This window comes from Allotamlana fucoidanivorans, from assembly GCF_006265225.1.
Lineage (GTDB): Bacteria > Bacteroidota > Bacteroidia > Flavobacteriales > Flavobacteriaceae > Allotamlana > Allotamlana fucoidanivorans.
Map to the genome: position 1 here is coordinate 296,659 of NZ_VDCS01000002.1, position 22,941 is coordinate 319,599.

Sequence of the window (22,941 nt, forward strand, 5' to 3'; positions counted from 1 at the left end):
ATAACTATGAAAGCTCATGTATTCTTTTTTGCCTCCCTCCTTGTTATTATTTTAGCCTGTAACCAATCTAAAGAAAATAAAGAAGATATGGTTCTTGTTGAAAAAACAGAAATAAAAACCCACCACCCATTAATTGGTACTTGGGAACGTACTAGTTACTACAACTATAACCAAGGTAAAATAGATAGTTTTCAATCTAAACCAGAAAACAAACACATCAAGATTTTTACGCCCCATAAAGTGATGTGGTGTAGAAACAATGCGGCAGATGAAACCGAATGGTTTGGTTATGGTGATTATGAACTTACCGATAGTTTACTCATTGAAACCCTTGAATATGGTTCAAAAAGTATGAATGTAAAAGATGACGGTACTTCTGTTTATGAGTTTAAATACACTGTTGATGGTGAAAAGTTTAGCCAAATACGTTTTGATTCTGAAGGGCACCTAATTTTTGCCGAAAATTATGTTCGTGTAGAATAAAGCAGCATAAGTTTTAAGTGTTGCCTAAATCTATACTTGTTTTATTGTTTTATATTTAGAACTTTAATTCTAAATAAGAACATGAAAATAGTTGTACTTGATGGTTACACGCTAAACCCTGGTGATTTAAGTTGGAAGGACATTGATAGTCTTGGCACATTACAAGTTTATGATAGAACACCCTTTAACGAAGCTACTATTTTAGATAGGGTTAAACATGCTGATGTTATTTTAACCAACAAAACACCCCTCTCTAAGCAAACCATAAAAAATGCAAAAAACCTTAAATATATAGGTGTTCTCGCTACGGGGTACAACGTGGTTGATACTGAAACCGCAAAGAAAAATAACATTGTGGTCTGCAATGTACCTTCTTACAGTACGGTATCAGTGGCTCAATTTACAATAGCTTTAATTTTAGAATTATGTCATCATATAGGACAACATAGTCAGGCCGTTTTAGATGGTGCATGGAGCAAGAGCCCAGATTTTAGTTTTTGGAATTCCCCTTTAATAGAACTTCAAGGCAAAACATTAGGTATAATTGGCTTTGGAGATATTGGTCAAGCTACAGCTAAATTAGCACAGGCCTTTGGAATGCGTATCATTACTTTTTCAAGAACCAAATATCCTGAACTCGAATCAAATACGTGCCAATTTGTAACTTTAGATTACTTATTTAAGAATTCAGATATTATCAGCCTTCATTGTCCTTTATTAAAAGAAACTGAAGGAATCATTAACAAAAGGAGTATTGAAAAAATGAAGCAAGGTGTTATGATCGTTAATACCGCTAGAGGTCCTTTAATAATTGAAAAAGATTTAAAAGAAGCCTTAAATTCTGGAAAGGTTTATGGCGCTGCACTTGATGTTGTTTCAAAAGAGCCCATAGAACTTAGTAACCCATTATTGTCGGCAAAGAATTGTATACTAACACCGCATATTGCTTGGGCACCTAAAGAAGCTAGAATGCGACTTATGGAAACTACATTTAAAAACATAAAAGCATTTAAAAAGGGAAAACCAATGAATGTTGTTAATAATTAAATTAAGGAAATATCGCACATAAAGCAGTGTCTTTTTAGGATTTATTTTCTATCCGTTTAAAAACCAATCAGATAAAAAACACTAAAAAAAGAAATAACTAAAATCTAGTTTTTCAAAAATACCACTATCTTTTTTTAAAGTATTATTAACTTTGCTGCCATAAATTTGTATTTTCAATAATTAATAATAGATTTTTTAGAAATATGTTTGAATTGGCTATTTATATATCATCATTTATACTGATTAATAAATATTTTCGTCATAAAATCTTGTTGCTGTTTTTCACTTTGCTTATGCTTGGTTCTACTCAAGCTCAAAACACAAAAGATGAAAAAGAATTAAGTCCTCAAGATGTCTATCGGAAAGCTACATCATTGCAATATAAGTATCCTGATAGTTCGGCTAGATTATTTCAATACAGCCATGATTTAAACTTAAAAAAAGGGGACTCAGGGAGCGCTGCTTTTGGCTTATTAGCAAAAGCTCTAGTCTTTGAACATCAAGCCCAGTATGCCAAGTCTTATGATGAATTATGGAATGCTCTATTATTAATAGATAGCTCTAAACATAAAATAGCGGAGTTAACAGTTTATAATAGATTAGGTAAAATATATTCTTATTACAAAAGAGAAGATAAAGCTCTAGAATATTTAAAAAAATCTCTCAATATTCAAAAGCAACTTATTAAACAGGAAATGATAAAACCTTCTGATTTAGTAATTTCTTATCACTCTATTACAAATATTTATAGAGATCTTAACAACCCTGAATTAGGAGAGGTATATTTAGATAGTGCATATTTATATTTTGACAGAGATAATACACCAATCTCAAAATCTTTTTTAGATTTTGAGAAAGCCAATATTCTAGCGCAGAAAGACAATAATAAAGAGGCGCTTGAAATTATGGAATCAATAGCTCCGTGGTTTCAAGAAAAATTACCCTCGTATATGGTATTGGTTTATAAATATTGGGGGGATATTTATTTTAATCTTAACAATTTAAATAAAAGTGAAGAACTTTACTTTAAGGCACTTCAAACTTCAGCAGAATACAGTAGCCACATTGACTTTACACCTTTGATTTATGAAAAGTTAACCGATTTGTATTTGAAGAAAAAAGATTACCAAAAAGCCTACACTAATATTAAAAAAGCAAAAGACCTTGACGCTACATTTTTTGATAGTAGAAGTGTATCCAACCAACCTTTATTAGAAATTAAAGATACCTACAGGCTAGAAAAAGAAAAACAAGAGCAAAAAATACAAGCACAACATTTAAAACAATTAAAGCAGGAAGCAGAAATTAAAAATTTACAACGGATTATCCTTTTTGTTTCCATCATTTTCCTAATTATTATAGGCGCTATCTATATAAAAAACCTTAGAGCGAGACATAAATCTGAAAAACTTCTTATTCAAAAGAACAAAGAACTTGAAATAAAGAAAGCAAGTGAGTTAGTTGAATTAAAAAATAAAGAGTTAGCGGCCTCTGCACTAAGACTTATTGAAAAAGATGAATTCCTGAAAAACTTGAAAACCAAAATACGTGAAGGAGACTCTGTTATAAAGAAAAGTGACCTCAATAAAATCCTTAAAACCGTTTCTATAAATAGCTATAATACTTGGGATGAGTTTAGATTAAGATTTATAGAGGTTAATAAAGAATTTTATGATAAAATCTTTGAAAAATTTCCTAACTTGAGTCAAGGCGATCAAAAAATTTGTGCTTTAATTAAGTTAAACATGTCAAGCAAAGAAATGTCTCGGTTGTTAGGTATTTCTGTTGAATCTGTTCATACCTCAAGACATCGTATTAGAAAAAAAATGAAACTTCCCAGACATATAAACCTAGAAGATTATATCAACTCGCTTTAATCTTATTTTACCAATAAAATAAAGTTTTAGTTGAGTAAATTTTTAAAAGAATCTGTTAAATTTTGCTCTATATTCGCTTTAGTATTTCTATTTTTAAATTTAATAAAACAGCACATAAATTATGAATATAAGTGATGAACAAATAGACTTTTTAGGCATAACAAATAAAGATAAGCTAAGCGCTGCCAGTAAAAGAGCATTAAAATGGCCTATGGATTTAGGCAATGAATGGTTCTTTGAATATGAGGTTGAAGATTTAAAAGGCGATTTGGCTTATGAAGAAGGTGTTGTTAGGCGAGATCCTAGTGCTATGATAAAGCATAACGGTAAGTATTTTGTTTGGTATTCTAAATCTGTTGGAGCTACTGATGGGTTTGCTGGAAACATTACAAACGATAAAGTTTTTCCTTGGGACAGATGTGATATTTGGTTTGCCACCTCAGAAGATGGTATCACCTGGAAAGAAGAAGGTGTAGCAGTACAAAGAGGTGAACGTGGTACTTATGATGACAGATCTGTATTTACCCCAGAAATCATGGCATATGACGGAATGTATTATTTATCTTATCAAACCGTAAAATGCCCCTATACCGTAAGAGTTAAAAATGAAGTTGGATTAGCCTGGTCAAATTCGCCTTATGGTCCGTGGACGAAAAGTGATGAACCAATTTTAAAACCAGCCAATAATGGTATTTGGAAAGGCGAGCAAGACAATCGATTTGCTGTAGAGAAAAAAGGCGACTTTGATAGTCATAAAGTTCATGACCCCTGCATTTTACCGTATAATAATAAATTTTACTTGTATTACAAGGGTGAGCAAATGGGAGAAGCTATTACTTTTGGTGGTCGTCAAATTAGGCATGGTGTTGCCATTGCAGATAACCCCAAGGGACCCTATGTTAAATCGCCCTATAACCCAATTTCAAATAGTGGTCACGAAATATGTGTTTGGCCTTACAACGGTGGTATAGCCTCTTTAATAACTACAGATGGACCTGAAAAAAATACTGTTCAATGGTCGCCAGATGGAATCAATTTTGACATTAAAGCTGTTGTGAAAGGCGCTCCTCATGCCATTGGTTTAAATAGAACAGCAGACACTGAGCGTGAACCTACTGAAATATTGAGATGGGGATTAACCCATGAATATATGAATGATGATTATCAATACATCAGAAGATTTACCACATGGAAAATGAAGCATCATACCGCAAAAGGTGAACAGAGTGAGTAAATTGAACACTATAAATAAAAAAATGCACGTTATTAAAGTGCATTTTTTATTTTAGAGTCTATCTCTTATAAAAAAGCAGAATGTTTACAAACTGGTGTTTTATCTATAACTAAACATATGCTACCCGATTAAAAATTACAGTTTAAAGTGCATTCTTTAAACATTTAATCTTGTTTAATCAATCTTATAAAGTTTGGTTTTTCGGATAGTTGGTTTGCAAACAGTTCTGCTATATTTTAAATAAACGATTCGACAATAATATGGTCATTACAATTTCGGTGTTTTTCAATAAAATAGAAATTATTTTATTACAAAATATGGTCTTGTAAAGTTTTTATCGAGTATGATTTAATCGTTTAACAGGTCTCTATTCTAACTCAAACTTAAAAACTGTAGCTATATTATTTAAACCTTTTTCCGGGATGGTAAGATAAAAGCTTTCTGTTGTTAACTGCCATTCAACCTCCACATTGGTTCCTAACACAGAGACACGCTTGATAGGAGATGGTGGAATATTTCTATGATAGCCCCCAATGGTTCTCATTTCTACCTTTTTACCAGCTTCTGGCTTTCCTAAAAAAAACACATACATTGATTTTTTATCTTTTGCAACTGTGAAGCGTATATCATCTGCTGAATATTCTACTTTAGACGATTGCCCTCCATGAGAACCATCGCCAGCACTAGCCGTACCATAACCAAAAATAGTATGTGGGCGTGTACCATAAACTGCTTCACCATGACTGTTTAACCATGCGCCAATGTCTTTTAATATAGCCCGTTGTTCCTCATTTATAACGCCATCGGCACGCGGAGAAACATTCAATAAAACAATACCGTTTTTACTCCAAACATCAATCATATTTCTAACTACCAAAGCCGCATCTTTATATTTATGCCCCTCTACATACATCCAACGGCTTTCCCCTAAAGTTATATCAGTCATCCATGGTTGCGGGTGAATATCTCGTCTTCCGCCTTGTTCTATATCTACAATACTATAATCTAAGGGTAAATCATCTTGCTTTCTACATATAACAACTTCTTGGTTATTCTTTACACCGTTATTAAAATAATGTGCCGACATTTGATTTCTGATGTCTTCTGGAATCATATTAAGCCAAGAGTCATACCAAATAATATCAGGATTGTACTTATCAACCACTTCGTTCACTTGATCTAGCCAATATTGATTAAATGCATCAATAGTTTCCCAGTTGCCAAATAACTTACGAAGCTTCTGATCTGTAGTTGATGTTGGTAAATCTGGATGATACGGGTAGTGGCTGTTATAGCCATTCTTACCCCAATGCTCAGGATTATTAGCATTTCTTTGACCATTTCGGGCATGATGAAACGTAGCAATGGTTTTTATGTTTCGCTTTTTTAACGATTTAAATAATTCTCCCGTAATATCTCTTTTAGGCCCCATATCGGCAACATTCCAAGGATTAACATCGCTATCCCACATAGCAAATCCATCATGGTGCTGCGCTACTGGTCCTGCAAACTTAGCACCTGTTTGTTGAAACAAATCTGCCCAATCTTCAGCGTCAAAATACTGGGCGGTAAACATCGGTATAAAATCTTCATAACCAAATTCTTCAATGGGTCCAAAATTTGCCTCATGAAATTTATTAAAACGGTTTCCTTTTATATACATAAAATTAGGATACCACGCACTACCAAAGGCAGGTACACTGTATGGCCCCCAGTGAAAATACATTCCTAATTTAGCGTCTTGAAACCATTCTGGAGCTGCGTTGTGTTTAGCAAGCGATTCAAAATTAGGTTCATATTGCTCTTGTTTTACTATATTCAATGTTTTTTGTTGCTTACAAGAAATCGATAGTAACACTTGTAATATGATTACATATATAATTTTAAATTTCATAATTTAATGCGCCTAATGATTTAGTTCTGGTAATTTATACTTTTTAATTTCTTAGTTTCTAGTTGTATACGCTTTTTTTGTTTGCTGCTTAGCTCATGCGTATAATAAAATTCTGGACTATACTGATAGTAGTGCCTCTTCATTTCTTGGTCATCAACCTCTTGACTCAAGTCACAATCAAACCGTGTTAAAATGGTATGATTCCAGTTGCCACCAGCATTAATAAAGTGTGATAACCCCCAGGTAATTCCTTTGCCATTTTTAGTATCGGTAAATGCGTCAGGCACAAAAGGGCCTGCTGCAACGGGGAGCAATTCAGATATCGCAGCAATTTCAAAATTAACCCAATCTTTTGCATATTGAATGGTGTTGTGCTCCTGCCCATCTCGTTGCACTATAGCCGCTACCCCTTCCTTAAAAGGAAATAAAGTAGTTTCATGACCTGAATTAATAACGGGATTTAAAGGGTGTTTCACAAAGGGGCCTAAAGGATCTTCAGCAATAGCTAAGCCCTGCATTCTTATTTTTGAAGGTTTTAACTCCGGACGCTTATCAAAATCACCTTTATAGTACAGATAAATTTTACCATCATGGACCAACGGATATGGATCATGTATTGAAAATTGATCCCATGAACCGTCTGGGCCATTAGGAATAACAATTTTATTTGAATGTGTCCAAGGGCCATCGGGCGAATCTGCATAAGCTACCGAAACAGGGCAAAAATCGCCTCGTAACCCACTGGCCTCCATAAACGCTTGAAAATACAAATAGTACCTCCCTTTCCATTTAAGAATATCTGTAGTAGTTACAGAGCGCCACCCAGGGTTTGGTTTTGGTGGACGAGGAACAGCAATACCTTGCTCTGTCCAAGTAAACCCATCCTCAGAAGTGGCGTACCAAATATCAGCCAAATCCCAATCACTAGAGGGAATGGTGTCATTAGCTAGTTTAGCTCGTGACATACCTACTGATCTTACAGATGTTTTTCGTCCTGTATACCAAACGTAATACTTACCATTTTCAAAAACTACCTTAGAAGGGTCTCTTCTGGTTATGGTTCCATCTCCCCCATTATAATCAAAACCCTTTAGTTCTGTATACCTAAATTGAGAATACAATTCGGTTTGTTCTGGTCTAATATGCTCATAAGATTCATAATTACGTTTAACCGCAGTACTTAACATCCCATTCGGTTTATCCTCTGGAATAAAAAAAGGAAACGCTTCGTTTACTTCTAATTCACACTGAAGAGTGCTTTCTTGTTTACAGCTAAAACACATAAATCCTATAGCTATAAATACTAAGGCTAGTGAAAAATCTTTCATACTTTTCTTAAAATTCAAAGGTTAACTCAATACTTAAAGGATCATCATCATTACCAAAAAAGTTTTCAGGATTACCATGTGGCCCTGTGGTTATTGGTTCTTGAAACTTAGTTCCTATTGGAACAATATTTTTTAAAAATGAGATATCCCCTTCAGGAAAGTCTACGCTAACTCTTCCTCGCTCATCACCCTCAGGATTTTCTGGAGTAAACATGCGTAAATAAGTTTGTGGTGAGTGACAGTACACGGTAAAACCATTGTTATTTTTACCTTTTACTTTTACCCAATACAAACTAGAAAAAAATCCTTTAAACTCTGGGTATTCACATGGTGACACCCCAGTAATTGTATTGTTATATTCGTTTTCCCAAACTCTGAATTGGGTTCCCTTCATTCTATTTCTCCAAACACGATACGGTCCATCTCCCAACCATTTTTTTTCGGCTACTTGATTTTCTGGGAATGAAAATGAAATACCTTTAAAACTCTTTACGCGTTTTTCATTTTTAATTTCAACTTTTAAATCAAGTACACCATTAGGGTGTATTGTCCATATAATTTTGTCTGAACTATATTCTTTAATTTTTTCCCAGTCTGAACTTTTGCTTCGCCTTTTAAATATAACACGAATCTCAACCAATGCATCAACCGTATTAACAGTTATATCTTCTATATCATCTTTATGATTAAATATAATTGGTCCATTATTCAACGGAATAATATGACCATCTTTTTTAACCTCTTCAAGTAATCCGGTAACGTTAGAAAAAACATACTCCATATTGCTGGATGACACATAAATGTTGTCATGCTCTATTTTTGAAGTCACTTTTCCTTTAGTATCATATCCAATAATGGCTTTATTTAGCTGTTTAGGGGATTGTACAGGATACGTCCATGTAAATATTTCCTGTCCATGAGGATCAGTTGCCATGAGCCATAGCGCATCAGCATGTTGCCAGCTCTCAGGTTTCTTAACAGTGAACATACCTTTTCCTTCTGGTGCAAGATTAGGAAGTTCTACTGCACTTTCATGAATCACCTTGAAATCTGTAGTACCACTTGGCCCATCAAACTTAATCCATTTGGCGGTCATTTTACACGCATTTAAATTAGTAAAATGATAACGATTTTCAATTCTGAACATACCATTAAAATCATTTCGAATGAATCGATCTTCAATGTAGATTGGTGACCAAACTTCTTTTATTGTAAAATAACTCCCTTCTTTCTCTCCGTAAGGACCAACTATACCATCAGCACCGTGATTTCCATCCGTATCTAATATGCCTTCCTTATCTGTTCTAACAACAGCCTCATCTGCAAAACCCCATAAAAATCCTCCAGCAATGGTAGGCATATTCCACATTCGCAACCAATAATCCTCTAATCCTGCTCCATGACCACCATCATATAATCCATGTAAAAACTCTGTTGGGAAAAATATTTTATCCTTTGCGGGTCCATCATTGGCTAAACCATGATAATGGAAATAATGCAAAGTGTTGGTTTTTCTAAAAATGTTCCATGGGTGTAAGACTTCTCGTTGTTGAATATCCCATTTAGCATAATCATCATCAAGTTCTGTGTTCCAACCACTTTCATTGCCATTGTCCCAAAGTAAAATTGACGGGTGATTAACATCACGTATTACCGTTTCTTTAACAATTTTACGGCCAACCTCGGTATCTAGTTTTGGTTTATGCCAAGTACATACTTCGTTCAAAACAAAAAGCCCAAGCGAGTCACATACATCTAAAAAATGAACATCTGGGGGATAATGCGACATTCTAACCGCATTCATGTTCATATCCTTAATCATTTTGGCTTGTTCAATACTATAGGCTTTTGATGTAGTTCGGCCAGATTTTGGATGAAACGAATGGCGATTTACTCCCTTAAATTTTATACGCTGCCCGTTAACATAAATCCCATCGCCTGCCAATAATTCAACCGTTCTAAAACCAATACGTTGAGATATGGTATGTAAACTATTGCCTTTAGCATCCAGTAAATCAACTCGTAAATAATATAAATTAGGATGTTCTGAATTCCAACTTTTAATATCCTTGGCAAAACTAGAAATTGACCATTTATCTTTGCCTTTTTCTAGTTGTGAAACGACTAGGTTTTGAATGTCGTTCCCTCCAATATCTTGCAAATACAGTTTTACCTGTTTTGCTGACTTTGACTTCAAAAAAACATCTGCTTTTATCGCTCCAGAAGCTTTGGCATCAACCGCAATACGTTCAATGTGATCCTTTGGAAAAGCCTGAAGGTATACCGGACGAAAAATTCCTCCAAAAATCCAGAAATCAGCACTTCGCTCAGCATAGTTTATAGACTCATTGGCCGAGGTTTTATTTACCTTAACCTCTAATAGGTTTTCTTGACCATATTTCAAATATTTAGAAATTGAATATTTAAATTCATAGAAAGCACCTTGATGTACATCTCCTACTAACTTACCATTAATTTTAACTTCTGCATCGGTCATAACACCCTCAAAAACAATTTTTATGTCCTTATTTTTCCAAGCGCTAGGCACAGAAAATGTATGCTTGTAGAGCCCATATTCATGCCCTCTTTTCTCAAAGGGCAGGTCATGTCCGTAGTTATATGTTCCAAAACCTTGTAGTTCCCAGCAAGATGGCACACCTATTTTGCTCCATTTACCACTGTTCATACCTTCAGAGCAGTAAAAATCCCAAAGTACCATACTATCTTTTCCCTTTCCCGATAAGTATTTTATTTGTGTCTCTGCATTATTTTGAGAAAAAGTATGGCACATAGCTATTAACAATAAAACCCATAAAAAGCTTCTTTTCATAATGTTTTGTTTAGTTGAATTTAGAATAGTTTAATGAGATACAACGAATCCTTAACAGTTTAAAAGTGGATATCCTTAACCTCTAAAGAATTATAGTAAAATTAACAATATGATTCAATTTTATTAATTTTAACGTACTTTAACGGTAGCTATAACGGTTAAAGTATAAATGCAAACAAGATTTTTAAAAAGCATGAAACTAACTGAAAAACAAAAGCGTAAAATAGTTGATACTATTATTAACAGCAATACATTTAAAAAAGCACCTACAAGTATTGCACTATTATTGTACTTATTTGAAGCTACTAAAAAAGAAATCCCTCTTAAGGAAAGTGTTATTGATATTGAATTTTTTAAAAGTAAAAACGCTACAGACAGAACGAACCCCAGAGTACGTGTAAACGCTTATAATCTCAGAAAAAAGATTTCTCAATTCTATGCTACTGAAGGAAAACATGATGTGTGGCGCTTAAAAATTGAGAAAGGACAATATCAAGTTAGCTTTTATAAAAAACCACAAGAATACTCTCTAATAAAAACAGCGAAATGGAAAACCGTTATCCCCTACACGCTTTTGTTTATTTCATTGGGCACTTTATTGGTTATGAGCTTACCTAAAGTGAAGCCGATTTTGTGGGAGTCATTTCTATCAAACGCTGCAACAACCCATCTTTATTTAGGAGACCACTTTGGGCTTACAGGTAAAACCATTACCAACAATCAAGGTTGGACAAGAGATTTTTCAATTAATGACGCCGACGAATTTTATGAATTTATTGATAAACATCTTGATTTAAGAACCAACCTGAAACCTTCACATTATTCATATATTACACGCATGGGGGCCTTAGCTTCTCAAAAATTTCAGAAGTTTTTTCAACATCATGAAAAAGAATTCTCCGTTAGGTTTTCAACGCAAACATCATTTTCTGAAATAAAAGAAGGAAATGCCATTTATGTTGGTCCTACAAAAAACAACAATCAGTTTCTTCATTTTTACAATCAAGCTAATCCTTTCTTTGAAATATCTAGTGATGCTTTAAAACATAAAACAAATCAAAATCAGTATAACTTGAATACGGGCAATGAAACTCAAGAATATGCTATTGTATCAAAATATCCAGTAGACAAAACAACTCATTTTTTGTTTTTCTCGCAACACGACATAGGCGTTATCGCCACCATAGAGTATTTTACTAACAAGGATAGTATTGCAAAGTTTACGCAGTCACACCTTAAGGATAAAAAATATTTTACTGCCATTTTTATGGTAAAAGGGCAAGATAGGACTAACACGTCTTTAAAATTAGAACAGGTGTTTCCCTTTTAAACGCTAATACCTTTTTATACTCAACACATAAAGACTAACACTTTAGGTAACATTTACTTAACAAATAACTTATATATAAATAATTATAACGTAATCATTAAGTAATAATAGTTTCTGTAATTTGATAAATAAAGTTTTATCGAATTTGAAAATAAAAAGAAAAGTTGAAATTGCAGTAATTAGTGATGTCCACTTAGGAACTTATGGTTGCCACGCAAAGGAATTGCTTACCTATTTGAATAGTATAAAACCCAATAAATTGATTTTAAATGGCGACATTATTGATATATGGCAGTTTAGTAAGCGATATTTTCCAAAAGCACATCTTAAGGTTATAAAGAAAATAATGTCAATGGCGTCAAATGGTGTTGAAATCATTTATATTACCGGAAACCATGATGAAATGCTTAGAAAATTTAGCGATACTACCATAGGTAATATTTCTATTGTAAATAAGGTGGTGCTCGAATTAGATGGTAAGAAAGCTTGGTTTTTCCATGGCGATGTGTTCGATATCTCTATTCAAAATGCTAAATGGATTGCAAAGCTAGGTGGCTATGGTTATGATTTACTTACTCTGGTTAACAGAGTTGTTAATTGGTATTTAGAACGCCGCGGTAAAGAACGTTATTCTCTATCTAAAAAAGTAAAGAATGGCGTAAAAGGTGCTATAAAGTATATAAATGATTACGAAAAAGTAATTTCAGAACTAGCTATTGAAAATGGTTATGATTACGTGGTTTGCGGGCATATTCATCAACCAAAAAAAGAATATTTTGAAAATAAATATGGCAAAACAACTTATCTTAATTCTGGAGATTGGGTTGAAAACCTAACAGCTTTAGAATACCAATTTAAACGTTGGAAAATTTATAACTTCAACAAGGATAAGCTGGCTCCTTTTATAGTTCATGATGAAATAGAAGATATGGAAGTAAAAGATTTAATAGCCGCTATTACCATAGTTCAAAACAAGTAATACACTTTATTTTGCCTCAATTAATTAAAGCAAAGCTTCTTTTAAAATGGTAACAGGATGTTTTGCTATACGTTGTGTTCCATCTTTAATTTGATGCCTGCAACTGGTTCCATTGGCCGCTATGATGGTATTGGCACATGCTTTTCGTACGGCAGGAAACAACGTTTGCTCTCCCACAATCATACTTACTTTATAATGTTCTTTTTCATAACCAAAACTTCCAGCCATACCACAGCACCCACTAGGAATAATGGTTACCTTATAGTTTATAGGTAAATTGAGCACGGTAAAACTCGATGCCTGGTTACGCAAGGCTTTTTGGTAACAATGTCCATGAAACTTTATAGTTCTATCTTCAGACGTAAATTGTTCCGATGTTATATGCCCCAAGGCAATTTCTTCCTGTAAAAATTCTTCAATTAAAAATGTGTTTTTAGCAATGGCTTCAACAGCTACCTTATCATCTGCCAATCTTAAATATTCGTCTGTAAACGTTAAAATTGCCGAAGGTTCAATACCCAATAGAGGTGTTTTTTCTGAAATAATAGTTTTAAATATACCAACATTTTTATTTGCGCAGGCTTTTGCTTGCTTTAAAAGCCCTTTAGATAAAAATGTTCTACCAGACGCTTCATGGCTTACCATTTTCACTTCATAATTTAGAGCTTCTAATAACTGAATAGCATCAATACCTATTGGCGTGTCTAAATAATTTGTAAACTCATCATTAAATAAATAAACGGTTTTTATATACGTTTTTGCTTTAGGTGATGTATTAAACGCTTGATACACTTTTGATAAGCTTTTTGAAGTTATTAAAGGGAAACTTCTACTAGGCGCTATACCGAACATTTCTTTTATCAATGGCGAGGTAACATTATTAGCAAACATGAAGTTACTGAAGTGTGGAAAAGTACTTGCTAACTTATTCAATTGGGTATTGTATGCAAATAATTTAGTTCGTATTGAAACCCCATTTGCTTTTTGGTACTGATAGAGAAATTCTGCTTTTAAACTTGCTACATCTACACTGCTTGGACATTCACTAGAGCAGGCCTTACAGCTCAAACATAAATCAAAAACCTGCTTAAGTTCTTGATGATTGAATTTATTTTCCTTTTCTGAATGTGTTAAAAACTCTCGTAAAGCATTAGCTCTTGCTCGCGTAGTGTCCTTTTCATTTCTCGTAGCTCTGTAACTAGGGCACATGGTTCCGCCAAACTCGGAAAGTTTTCTGCAATCACCAGAACCATTACATTTCTCAGCAGCTCTAAGAATCCCTAAGGAATCTGAAAAATCCAACACCGTTTCAATCTCTGGTTCTACTCTATCGGGTTTATAGCGTAAAGCGTCATCCATAGGATGGGCATCCACAATTTTCCCAGGATTAAAAATATTATGCGGATCAAAGCTATACTTTATCTTCTTAATTATTTGATAATTAGCTTCACCAATCATCAGCGGAATAAATTCAGCCCGCACAATCCCATCGCCATGTTCACCACTCATTGACCCCTGATACTTTTTCACTAAATGTGCAATATCGGTTGTTATTTTTCTAAAAAGATGTACATCTTCCCTCTTTTTAAGGTTTAAAATGGGGCGTAAATGGATTTCTCCAGCACCAGCATGCGCATAATAAACGGCATTTTGCTCATACCGTTCCATAAGACCGGTAAATTCTGAAATATATTGTGCCAAATCGGGTAATGCCACAGCAGTATCTTCAATACAAGCTACCCCTTTTTTATCACCAATAATATTCCCCAGTAAGCCCAAACCCGCTTTTCTTAAATCTAAAGCCTTGATGATATCTTTACCTCTTAAAACAGGATAAGCATAACTAAAGCCAGAGTCTTTAATCTCTTCAATGAGTTTATCTGCAAGCGTTTCAACCACTTCCTCTGTATCTGCTTTAACTTCACACATTAAAATAGCCACAGGATCTCCCTCAATAAAAAATCTATTTTCTTGCTGGGTTTTATTATGTTTTGTACAATCTAAAATGGTTTTATCCATCATTTCACAGGTGTACAAATTATGTTTCATTACAGGTTGCACGGCCAACAAACATTTTTCAATGCTTTCAAAATGTGCGGCCACCATAATACTCTCTTTGGGTGGTAGCTTATCTAATTTTAGGGTTATTTGGGTAGTAAATGCAAGCGTTCCTTCACTTCCAGAAAGCAATTCACACATATTAAACGGCGTGTCTGAATTTGAAAAAATACTTGAGCTAATAAGTTTATCTATAGCATACCCCGTATTTCTTCTATGTATTTCAGGCTTTGGAAAATTTGATAAAATTTGTTCTTGAACGGCTTTAGACTTTAATTCGTGATAAATTGTCTTATATATTGTCCCTTCTAAATTGGTTTGTTTAGTCTTTTCTAAGAAATCTTCTTCAGATAGCTTGCCAAAAACAACGGTACTACCATCACTTAAAATAGTACGCATTTCAACAACTTTATCTCTAGTAACTCCGTACTGTATTGAGGTTGTTCCTGATGAATTATTCCCTACCATCCCTCCTATCATACAACGATTAGAGGTAGATGTATTAGGAGCAAAAAACAAACCAAATGGTTTCAGGTAATTATTAAGCGCATCTCTAACCACACCTGGCTGTAGGGTAACGGTTTGTTCTTGCGCATTTAAAGTAATAATATTAGTAAAATACTTTGAAACATCAACTACTATACCCTCACCCACACACTGGCCTGCCAATGATGTTCCTGCGGTTCTGGGAATTAATGACGTATTGTTTGTTTTAGCAAAGTCAATCAACAATTGGATATCGTCTTCATTTTTTGGATAAGCAACCGCTTGAGGCACTTTTCTATATACAGAAGCATCGGTTGCATATATGGCTTTTGTTAAGGAATCAATATATAATTCTCCTGAAAGTTTTGACTGTAAGGCTAGTAAGGACATCGTTTAAACTTTAATACAAGGATACGTAAAAATCCTATTTATTTTAATGGATTTCATGCCATACTTCCTAAAAAAGATTATATTTATCCTAACTAACATTTAAAAAATTCAATCTTATGAAAAAATTAATCGTAGGTATTTTTTTAATATCATCATTTGCTCTGAGCGCTCAGGAAATTGGACTTCGGTTTGGGGAAGTGTCTGGTAAAAATAATGTTGCTGTTGATGGTGTATTCCATACAGGAGGCAGTAGAATTCATGCCAATGTATCATTTGGTGATGGTGTTGGGTTAGATGCCCTTTGGGATCTAATCTACAAACCCTTAGGCGAAGATAAATTTAATTGGTATGTAGGTGTAGGGCCTTCTGCTTACTTTGGAGATGACTTTTTATTAGGCGCAAGTGGAGAAATTGGACTAGAATATGTTTTTGAGGCTCCTATTTCTATTGGACTAGACTATCGTCCTACTTTTTGGATTGTTGAAGATACAGATATGGATTGGGGAGGTTTTGGTTTAAATATTAGATATAGATTTAACTAAAATAACTTCACTAGTAAATTTTTCATAAAGGCCCCTTAATTAGAGGGCTTTTTTTATGTTTGAGATAATCTATTCTTTTTATATTACAGGTTATAACTAAAACCAATGATATGATACGTTCTTTTTCTATTTGGGTATTGATTACTATAATGTTCTTTAGTTGTCAATTTAATCAAAAAAAGAGCGTAGAAAACCATGATTTATTTCAAAAAAGCACAATTTCAAAACCTATTTCATTTGATTTGGATGCCATAAAAACAAGAGACACCCTAAGAGCCATCGTTTTAAGTGGTCCCACCAGTTTTTTTGTTTACAAAGGCGAAAGCATGGGTTTTGAGTATGACCTTCTTCAACAATTAGCTAAAGAATTGAACCTAAGTTTAGAAATTATAGTGGCTCCTAATTTTAATGTTTTGGGAGAATGGTTAAATAGCGGAAAAGGCGATATTGTAGCGCATAATTTCACACCCACCAAAACAAGAAAAGAAAAGTTCACGTTTACAAATTACCTATATCTTACCAAACAAGTTCTTGTGCAACGTAAACCTGATAACTGGCGGAACTTAAAACTACATCAAATTGAAAATATGCTAATAACGGACGCCATTGATCTGATTGGTGACACGGTAAACGTACGTAAATATTCTTCCTATAAAATGCGTTTAGAAAATTTTATGGAAGAAACAGGTGGTCATATTCACATCAATGAAGTTGATGCTACGCTTACCACAGATGAGTTAATCGGCATGGTGGCAGCAGGAGATCTTAAATATACCATAGCCGATAACACCATAGCTGAAATGCATGCCATTTATTTTAAAAATATTGATGTTTCTACCCCCATAAGTCTGTCTCAAAAAGCATCATGGGTTATACGACGAAACGCACCTCAACTTCAAAAGGCTTTAAATACATGGATACAAAAACTTAGGAAAACTACAGATTATTATGTTATTTATAATCGCTATTTTCAAAATAGTAGAATTATAAAAAAGCATGTAAACAGTGATTATTATTTAACGAAAACCAAGCAATTAAGTCCGTATGATGATTTAATAAAAAAGTATTCTGAAAACTTACCTTGGGATTGGGTTATGCTGGCCAGTCAGATATTTCAAGAATCAAGATTTGATCCGAAGGCACAAAGTTGGGCAAAAGCACAAGGTTTAATGCAAATTATGCCTAGTACAGCTAGAGAATTAGGAATTGAAGATACCTCTCACCCCGAAGAAAGTATAAAAGCAGGCACTTTTTATCTATTAAAGCTTTGGAACAAATGGGATACTGTTGAAGATTTTGACACCAGACTAAAGTATACTTTAGCTAGTTATAATGCGGGGTTAAACCATTTAAAAGATGCAGTAACCCTAACAAAAGCGGAAGGATTAGACCCCAACCATTGGCAAAATATTGAAGCATCTTTATTAAAATTAACCTACCGAAAATATTTCTCAAGAAAGGATATAAAATATGGATATATTCATGGTATTGAGCCTGTAAATTATGTCAAAGAAATTTTTGAACGCTACAATTTATATATACAACTTCTTGACACTGCTGAATAAAAAACACACCTATTTATTAGCCATCTATAGGACCTCTAAATTCATATAAAAAGAATATATTTTCTATTTAGATTTATTAAGGTTTCACCTTACATTTGTTGCCTTACAAATATACACCCCACGATCTAAACTCTTGTTTATATCGTATAAATTAATAGGAAACTTAAAAAAACAACTTTATGAAAAAATTATTTGTTTTATCATTAATCGTATTTGGATTTACCCTTACAACGAATGCTCAAGAAATTTCAAAAAATGCTTTAGGACTCAGACTAGGAGATAGTGATGGTTTTGGAGCCGAAGTATCATGGCAGCATGCATTGGGTGGCAATAATAGGTTAGAAGTTGATTTAGGATGGAGAGATAGTAGAAATTACGACGGTTTCAAACTAACAGGCCTATACCAATGGGTATGGCTTCTAGATGGAAACTTTAACTGGTATGCTGGTGCTGGTGGAGGTTTAGGATCTTATAGTTTTGAAGACAAATTTGGTTATAGATCTTCTGACACTTTCGTTTTTCTTGCTGGTGATATAGGAATTGAGTACAATTTTAACATCCCTCTTCTGTTATCTTTAGACTTCAGACCAGAAATTGGTTTTGGAGACGAAACATACAATAACAATGATTTAGATTTTGATATTGCGTTAGGTATTCGATTCCAGTTCTAAAAAAAATTCAATGTATTTTTTAATAATAGGCCTGCAATGGTATTGCAGGCCTATTTATTTTTAAACGGTTATGTGTTTATCTTCTTAAATGACCAAACACTTGGCCAATGTATCTTCATAAATGGCTTCATACTGTGGCACTATAGTGTGTAAATCAAATTTTTTAGATTGCTTAATGGCATTAGCTTTAAACATTTTTAAGCGGTTTTCATCACTTAAAATATACAATGCATTTTTTGTCATATCGTCAACATCACCTACATTACTTAAAAAGCCCGACATCCCATGAACGTTAACTTCTGGAATCCCTCCTGTATTACTAGAAATTACTGGTACACCAGAGGCCATGGCTTCTAACGCTGCTAAGCCAAAACTCTCTGTCTGTGAGGGTAATAAAAACAAATCACTAAAACATAAAATTTTATCAATTTCATTACTTTTTCCAAAGAAAACCACCTTATCTAAAATGCCTAATTCCTGACAGCGAAGTTCTACTTTTTCTTTCTCGGGGCCTTCGCCTATAAACATCAGTTTAGCGGGCATTTCTTTCTGAATGCTATAAAAAACACTAATCACATCCTGAACACGTTTTACTGGCCGTAAATTACTTATATGCGTAATAATTTTTTCGTCATCTTTCGCCATCATGCCTCTTTGGCAATCTGTAAACCCTTGTCCGTTATGTTTTTCTAAATCTATAAAATTAGGAACAACATATATATCATTTTTAATATCAAACAAACGTAATGTATCATCCTTTAAACTTTGAGAAACGGCAGTTACAGCATCTGATTTATTAATACTAAAGGTTACCGCTGGCTTATAAAAAGGGTGGCTGCCTACCAAAGTGATATCTGTACCATGTAAAGTGGTTACTATTGGGACATAAATACCTTCTTCTTGTAACATCTTCTTGGCCATGTATGCGGCGTAGGCATGTGGGATAGCATAATGCACATGTAAAATGTCTATTTGATGGAGTTTTACCATGTCAACCAACTTACTAGATAATGCTAACTCATAAGGTTGATAATGAAACAACGGATATTCTGGAACATTCACCTCATGATAGTGTACATTATGACTAATTAACTCTAACCTAACAGGTTGGCTATACGTAATAAAATGAATCTCATGACCACGTTTAGACAGTTCTAAACCTAATTCTGTTGCCACAACACCACTACCTCCAAACGTTGGATAACAAACTATTCCTATTTTCATTATTATGCTTTTGTATGATATCTTAATAAGTCAATAATTCGTCTTAAAAACTTACAGTAACATCCATTAATTTTTTTAATCAACTATGGCTTCATAGATAAACCGTTGAATTTCAGTTCTAATATTTTCTCTTAATAATAAGTTTTTACCTGCTCTTGGATAGGTTCTATTTGCCAAAAACACATAAACAATTTCTTCTTCTGGATCGGCCCATGCATAAGTTCCTGTAAATCCTGAATGCCCAAAACTTGTCATTGAGATGCAGCCACAGGTAGGACCATCATCCTCTAGTTGTGGTTTATCAAAACCGACACCTCTTCTATTGTCTTCACTACAAAAATAGCAGGTATTAAATTTATCAATGGTCTCTGGTTTTAAAAATCGCTTACCCCCATAATATCCTTTTTGTAAATACATTTGCATAATTTTTGCCACATCATTAGCATTACTAAAAACACCTGCATGACCACCAATACCATTTTGCATAGCTGCCCCCATATCATGTACATACCCATGTACTTTTTGATATCTGTAATAGTCATCAATCTCTGTAGGTACAATTTTTTTACTGCTTATTTTATGATACGGATTATACATGGTATAATTTGCCCCTAAGGGTTCATAAAAATGTGCCTCCGTTAATTGCTCTAACGTTCTGTCATAGTGGTACTCAATAAACTCTTTTAAAATATAATAAGGAAAATCACTGTAACGGTATTTTAATCGGTCTAGCAACTCAGACTCTCTAATTATTTTTGGGATAGAATCCTGATAGTCTGTTCTTAAAAATAGATTTTTTGATACTTCAATATTAAACTCTGCACTGCGCTTTGCTCTGTAATATTTAGGACTTGGTTTTTTAGTTTCTAAATCAAGAGTATTGTAATAAAATGGTTCCCAAGGTCTTAACCGCGCATAATGAGACAACATGGCTTTTAATGTAATATTTTCTTTATTTGATCCCTTATATTCTGGTAAAATTTCAGATAATTTGGTATCTAAACTCACAACACCTTGCTCTTCAAGTTCCATAAGTAAGGGTAAGGTGGCCAATATTTTCGTTAACGACGCAACGTCATAAATATCATCAAAACCTATTTTTTCTTTGCCTTCATACGTGTGTTTTCCAAAATTTTTGTTGTAAATCACTTTTCCTTTTCTGGCAATCAATAGTTGAACACCTGGAGTCATTTCATTTTTAATCGCATAATTTACAAGAGAATCTACTTTTTTTAACTTCTCTGAACTCATTCCAACGCGCTCAGGAATAGTATAACTAAGACGTTTTAATTCATTGGTATAAATTCCTGAAAACTTTGTAAAATAATCGCCCACTGAAACTGGCAAATGCCCTTTTGAAGGTAAGGCTCCAAAAAGAATTTGAGCAGATTTTTCTTGTGCTGTTTTACTATTTTGATAACTAACTACAATGCTTTCAATATTATCAATACGCTTTAAATCCGACAAGGCATAGGGTTTTACAAAAACGTTAAGTATCACCTTATGGGTTTCTGCAATACTATCAATCCATTCTAGCTGTTCTTCAGAGAACTCATAAGCTTTCCATGGATTAGCGTTTGAACGGTGAAAACCAATAATTACCGTGTTATATACTTGTAATTTATTTTTTAAGTCCTCCAGAGAGTCGCCTTGTAAAGCATGAACCTTCCCGAATTTTTTCAATGCATTAAAAAATGGTATACCTGAATCATCTCCAAGCTCAATATAGGCTATTGTTTTTGTCTCTAGGTCTCTCAACGGCAGTAGATCCCCTTCATTTTTAACTATGGTAATGGCATTTTCAAATAATTCCTCATTAAGCACATCATCTTTTAAACGGTTAAGATCTTTTGATAAATCAGCAATAGCAACTGGTTTATAGTTATGTAAGCCTACTTTATATTTGGCCTGAAGAATCTTTTTTACAGAGTATGCCAACCTACTTTCACTGATATCCCCTTTTTTATAGGCTTCAATAATTTTTGAGGTACCAATACCAACATCTTCAGACATAAGCATAACATCATTACCCGCTTTAAATGCCGCTAAATCTATATCGCTCGTTTCATCAAAATCTGCAGCACCTTTCATGGTCAAGGCATCGGTAAAAATTAACCCTTGAAAACCTAATTGGTTCTTTAAAATATCGGTCACTATGTGGTGTGATAATGACGATGGAGAATTTTCCTTAGCTTCTAAACTCGGTACATTTAAATGAGCCACCATAACACTGGATAAACCAGCTTTTATGAGCTGTTTGTATGGATATAATTCTACTGAATCAATCCGCTTTTCATCAAAATGTATTGTTGGTAAGGTTTTGTGCGAATCTTGATCTGTATCACCATGCCCCGGAAAATGTTTCGCGTTTGCCAAAACACCACTGCCTTGCATGCCTTTCATAAAAGCTAGTGCCTTCTGCGTAACGTCATCACGACTTTCTCCAAAAGATCTATTACCTATAATTGGGTTTTTAGGATTCGTATTTATATCTACTACGGGTGCAAAATTAAAATGTACCCCTAAACGTTTGCAGTGCTCACCTATTTGTTTCCCTGTTTGTTCTACTAATTTATTATCCTTTATCGCCCCTAAAGTCATATTCCACGGAAAGGCATAGGTTGAATCAAGTCTCATGCTCAATCCCCATTCAGCATCCATACCAATAAGCATTGGTAACTTAGATAAGGCTTGTAATTCATTATTCAATTTAGCCTGACGGTATGGTCCTCCATTGGAATAAATAATCCCACCTATATGATGCTCCTTTATGCCTTTAACAACTTTTATCTTGGATTGAGCATCTAGATTTGACATGACCTGAACCATGTATAACTGCCCTACTTTCTCCTTTAAAGACATGCTATTGTAAACACTATCTACCCATTTCTCTTGAGCAGCAACATCTTTTGATAGCAAAGGATTTATGTTTTTTTGACTGAAACTTAAAACAGTACAAAGCAGGCTTAAAATTGATATATAGATATGGCGCATATGGATTAA

The 22,941-nt window shown here is 34.0% G+C and carries 15 protein-coding genes; 9 read left to right on the forward strand and 6 right to left on the reverse strand.

Going from position 1 to position 22,941, the window contains the following annotated elements; genetic code table 11:
- The first annotated feature begins 6 nt into the window (after nt 1-6).
- From FGF67_RS02905 to FGF67_RS02920, 4 genes are all read left to right on the forward strand, one after another.
- The gene (locus FGF67_RS02905; RefSeq protein ID WP_139694969.1) at nt 7-483 is read left to right on the forward strand and encodes a hypothetical protein; all 477 of its coding nucleotides are present in this window, start codon (nt 7-9) and stop codon (nt 481-483) included.
- Between the two features lie 81 nt (nt 484-564).
- Nucleotides 565-1,530, forward strand: a complete 966-nt coding sequence (locus tag FGF67_RS02910) for a D-2-hydroxyacid dehydrogenase (RefSeq protein ID WP_139694970.1) — start codon at nt 565-567, stop codon at nt 1,528-1,530.
- Nucleotides 1,531-1,823: 293 nt separating this feature from the next.
- Entirely contained in the window at nt 1,824-3,407 is a 1,584-nt protein-coding gene (locus tag FGF67_RS02915) for a hypothetical protein (RefSeq protein WP_139694971.1), read from the forward strand.
- A 121-nt stretch (nt 3,408-3,528) separates the two neighbouring features.
- Entirely contained in the window at nt 3,529-4,641 is a 1,113-nt protein-coding gene (locus FGF67_RS02920) for a glycoside hydrolase family 117 protein (RefSeq protein WP_139694972.1), read from the forward strand.
- 367 nt (nt 4,642-5,008) lie between these two features.
- On the opposite strand, the gene FGF67_RS02925 is transcribed toward FGF67_RS02920, so the two are convergent.
- The 3 genes from FGF67_RS02925 to FGF67_RS02935 all read right to left on the reverse strand — a co-directional run bounded on the left by FGF67_RS02925 (nt 5,009) and on the right by FGF67_RS02935 (nt 10,693).
- Nucleotides 5,009-6,463, reverse strand: coding sequence for an alpha-L-fucosidase (locus FGF67_RS02925; protein WP_233243987.1), 1,455 nt, complete (start codon nt 6,461-6,463; stop codon nt 5,009-5,011).
- A gap of 92 nt (nt 6,464-6,555) precedes the next feature.
- Nucleotides 6,556-7,818, reverse strand: a complete 1,263-nt coding sequence (locus FGF67_RS02930) for a glycoside hydrolase family 117 protein (RefSeq protein ID WP_199240642.1) — start codon at nt 7,816-7,818, stop codon at nt 6,556-6,558.
- 52 nt (nt 7,819-7,870) lie between these two features.
- Nucleotides 7,871-10,693: a glycoside hydrolase family 2 protein gene (locus FGF67_RS02935; protein ID WP_139694975.1), complete on the reverse strand. Its 2,823-nt coding sequence runs from the start codon at nt 10,691-10,693 to the stop codon at nt 7,871-7,873.
- A gap of 193 nt (nt 10,694-10,886) precedes the next feature.
- Between FGF67_RS02935 and FGF67_RS02940 the strand changes: the two genes are divergently transcribed.
- Both FGF67_RS02940 and FGF67_RS02945 read left to right on the forward strand, forming a co-directional pair.
- On the forward strand, nt 10,887-12,023 hold the full coding sequence (locus FGF67_RS02940) for a hypothetical protein (protein WP_139694976.1): 1,137 nt from the start codon (nt 10,887-10,889) through the stop codon (nt 12,021-12,023).
- 145 nt (nt 12,024-12,168) lie between these two features.
- Entirely contained in the window at nt 12,169-13,002 is an 834-nt protein-coding gene (locus tag FGF67_RS02945) for a UDP-2,3-diacylglucosamine diphosphatase (RefSeq protein WP_139694977.1), read from the forward strand.
- 24 nt (nt 13,003-13,026) lie between these two features.
- On the opposite strand, the gene FGF67_RS02950 is transcribed toward FGF67_RS02945, so the two are convergent.
- Nucleotides 13,027-15,936 (reverse strand): FAD-binding and (Fe-S)-binding domain-containing protein, encoded by a 2,910-nt coding sequence (locus FGF67_RS02950; protein WP_139694978.1) that lies wholly within the window; start codon nt 15,934-15,936, stop codon nt 13,027-13,029.
- A 116-nt stretch (nt 15,937-16,052) separates the two neighbouring features.
- Between FGF67_RS02950 and FGF67_RS02955 the strand changes: the two genes are divergently transcribed.
- The 3 genes from FGF67_RS02955 (at nt 16,053) to FGF67_RS02965 (ending at nt 18,714) form a co-directional block, all read left to right on the forward strand.
- Nucleotides 16,053-16,478, forward strand: a complete 426-nt coding sequence (locus FGF67_RS02955) for an outer membrane insertion C- signal (protein ID WP_139694979.1) — start codon at nt 16,053-16,055, stop codon at nt 16,476-16,478.
- A gap of 110 nt (nt 16,479-16,588) precedes the next feature.
- The gene (locus FGF67_RS02960; RefSeq protein ID WP_139694980.1) at nt 16,589-18,043 is read left to right on the forward strand and encodes an MltF family protein; all 1,455 of its coding nucleotides are present in this window, start codon (nt 16,589-16,591) and stop codon (nt 18,041-18,043) included.
- A 179-nt stretch (nt 18,044-18,222) separates the two neighbouring features.
- Nucleotides 18,223-18,714, forward strand: coding sequence for a hypothetical protein (locus FGF67_RS02965; RefSeq protein WP_139694981.1), 492 nt, complete (start codon nt 18,223-18,225; stop codon nt 18,712-18,714).
- Nucleotides 18,715-18,798: 84 nt separating this feature from the next.
- On the opposite strand, the gene bshA is transcribed toward FGF67_RS02965, so the two are convergent.
- Nucleotides 18,799-19,938 (reverse strand): N-acetyl-alpha-D-glucosaminyl L-malate synthase BshA, encoded by a 1,140-nt coding sequence (gene bshA / locus FGF67_RS02970; protein ID WP_139694982.1) that lies wholly within the window; start codon nt 19,936-19,938, stop codon nt 18,799-18,801.
- A 75-nt stretch (nt 19,939-20,013) separates the two neighbouring features.
- Nucleotides 20,014-22,932 carry a glycoside hydrolase family 3 N-terminal domain-containing protein gene (locus tag FGF67_RS02975; protein ID WP_139694983.1) on the reverse strand — a complete coding sequence of 973 codons (2,919 nt, stop codon included), beginning with the start codon at nt 22,930-22,932 and terminating at the stop codon, nt 20,014-20,016.
- Nucleotides 22,933-22,941: the final 9 nt, after the last annotated feature.

Coding starts and splice junctions, on each gene's coding strand:
- FGF67_RS02905 (WP_139694969.1), top strand. CDS start 7: ATGAAAGCTCATGTATTCTTTTTTGCCTCCCTCCTTGTTATTATTTTA.
- FGF67_RS02910 (WP_139694970.1), top strand. CDS start 565: ATGAAAATAGTTGTACTTGATGGTTACACGCTAAACCCTGGTGATTTA.
- FGF67_RS02915 (WP_139694971.1), top strand. CDS start 1,824: ATGCTTGGTTCTACTCAAGCTCAAAACACAAAAGATGAAAAAGAATTA.
- FGF67_RS02920 (WP_139694972.1), top strand. CDS start 3,529: ATGAATATAAGTGATGAACAAATAGACTTTTTAGGCATAACAAATAAA.
- FGF67_RS02930 (WP_199240642.1), bottom strand. CDS start 7,818: ATGTGTTTTAGCTGTAAACAAGAAAGCACTCTTCAGTGTGAATTAGAA.
- FGF67_RS02935 (WP_139694975.1), bottom strand. CDS start 10,693: ATGAAAAGAAGCTTTTTATGGGTTTTATTGTTAATAGCTATGTGCCAT.
- FGF67_RS02940 (WP_139694976.1), top strand. CDS start 10,887: ATGAAACTAACTGAAAAACAAAAGCGTAAAATAGTTGATACTATTATT.
- FGF67_RS02950 (WP_139694978.1), bottom strand. CDS start 15,936: ATGTCCTTACTAGCCTTACAGTCAAAACTTTCAGGAGAATTATATATT.
- FGF67_RS02955 (WP_139694979.1), top strand. CDS start 16,053: ATGAAAAAATTAATCGTAGGTATTTTTTTAATATCATCATTTGCTCTG.
- FGF67_RS02960 (WP_139694980.1), top strand. CDS start 16,589: ATGATACGTTCTTTTTCTATTTGGGTATTGATTACTATAATGTTCTTT.
- FGF67_RS02965 (WP_139694981.1), top strand. CDS start 18,223: ATGAAAAAATTATTTGTTTTATCATTAATCGTATTTGGATTTACCCTT.
- bshA (WP_139694982.1), bottom strand. CDS start 19,938: ATGAAAATAGGAATAGTTTGTTATCCAACGTTTGGAGGTAGTGGTGTT.
- FGF67_RS02975 (WP_139694983.1), bottom strand. CDS start 22,932: ATGCGCCATATCTATATATCAATTTTAAGCCTGCTTTGTACTGTTTTA.